At 67.4% G+C, this 1,575-nt stretch carries 1 protein-coding gene and 2 pseudogenes; 2 read left to right on the top strand and 1 reads right to left on the bottom strand.

Going from position 1 to position 1,575, the window contains the following annotated elements; translation table 11 throughout:
* Nucleotides 1–290, bottom strand: a pseudogene (locus tag OQZ28_RS13185) (energy transducer TonB); the annotation flags it as partial.
* Nucleotides 291–360: 70 nt separating this feature from the next.
* Between OQZ28_RS13185 and OQZ28_RS13180 the strand changes: the two are divergent.
* Nucleotides 361–825, top strand: coding sequence for a DUF2946 domain-containing protein (locus OQZ28_RS13180; protein WP_458136398.1), 465 nt, complete (start codon nt 361–363; stop codon nt 823–825).
* Nucleotides 826–892: 67 nt separating this feature from the next.
* Nucleotides 893–1,459, top strand: a pseudogene (locus tag OQZ28_RS13175) (TonB-dependent receptor plug domain-containing protein); the annotation flags it as partial.
* Nucleotides 1,460–1,575: the final 116 nt, after the last annotated feature.

Here is a 1,575-nt window from a genome sequence, read left to right as displayed (position 1 = left end):
GGCGTAGCCGCCATGGGGGGTGGTGCAACCCCTGGCCGGTCGAAAAAGACCTGAACGGTGTTTTTTTCAGCAGGCGCGGCAGGCACGGGCGCGCGGGCGGGCAGCAGCCACGCGGCAATCACGCCGTGGCCCAGCACGGCGGCCACGATGGCCCAGCCTGCAAGCAGCCGCCCCCGCCGCCAGCCGGTAGGGCCGGTTGGCGTGACAAGAATCCGGCCTGCCGTTCTGTCCTGCTGCTGCACGCTTCCATCCATTGGGGCATGGGCGCGGGCTGCCTTGTCATTTGACAAAAAGCCCCCGACCTCCGAGAACACTCTCCTGTTACCGCCTTATCTTACAACCGCAAAGAACCTGTCCATCATGGGCCAAGCCCGCCACCCCTTCCTGCATGACATGCCTGTGATCCGCTGGGTCATGGTGCTGTGCGCGTGCCTGGGGCTGTGGGGCCAGTTGCTGGTTGAAAGCCGCAGCCTGCCCGGCGAACTGCCGCGCGGCACCATCATGCGGCTGACCGGGATCGATATCGCTCCCGGCACCACGCGGGCGGACCGGCAGGCCGCACCGCCACATCATCATATGATGATGGCGAACGCGCCCGCCCCCCATGAGCATGGCAGCACGCCCCCCCATGGCCACGACCATGCCGAAGGCTGCCCGCTCTGCCCGCTCCTGCACCTGCCTGCCCTTGCGCTGGTGGTTCTGCCCTTCCTGCCCCTGCCGCCCATGGCATGGGCGGCCCACCGGCATGAACCCCGCCAGCCCCGCGCGCCCCCTCCTGTTCCGCTGGGGCTGCCCCCGGCCTGCGGGCCACCTTCCATCTCCTGAACTCACACGCTGCCGCGGGCCCTCAGGGGCGCGCGCGTCTTTCGTTTTCCTGTTCAGGACATGAAAAGTGACTTCCATGAAAAAAACGGCCACCCCCATCGTGGTGGCCGCAGGTGGCTGCATGCTGGCAGCCTCCCTGCACCCGCTGGGCGCGCGCGCCCAGACAACCGTAACCCTGCCCGGCCTCTCGATCGAGGATACGGCGGACAGCACGCCCATGGGCGACCGCCTGCTTTCGGCGGCGTCCCCTTCCGCCGCGCAGCGCACGGCGGCCAGCCTGAGCAGCCCCGATGCCGCCAGCCTGTTTCGCAACCAGCCCGGTGTCAGCACGTATTCCGCAGGCGGCCTCGCCGCGCTGCCCGTGCTCAACGGCATGGCCGATGACCGTGTGGCCACCGTGGTCGATGGCGTGCGCATCGCCTCGGGCTGCCCCAACCACATGAACCCCGCCCTGTCCTTCATCGACTCCGACAGCGTGGATACCGCCACCGCCATCGCGGGCATAACGCCCGTGAGCATGGGCGGCGACAGCACCGGCGGCACGATCGATGTCGAGCGCAAGGACCCGCAATTCGCGAAGCATGGCAAGGTGCTCGTGACCGGGCATGTCACCGGCACCTATCTGTCAATCGGCACTCAAAAATAACCCCTGATCGGCATGCAATATTAACCCCCTGTTGAAGGCCCGGCCTGTCTCCTGAAGCCGTAGGCGTAAGGAGACAGGCCGGGGCAGGTATGGATCTGGAGAGA

It is taken from the genome of Komagataeibacter sp. NFXK3 (assembly GCF_054182245.1).
This window is presented reverse-complemented; position numbering and strand designations above follow the sequence as displayed.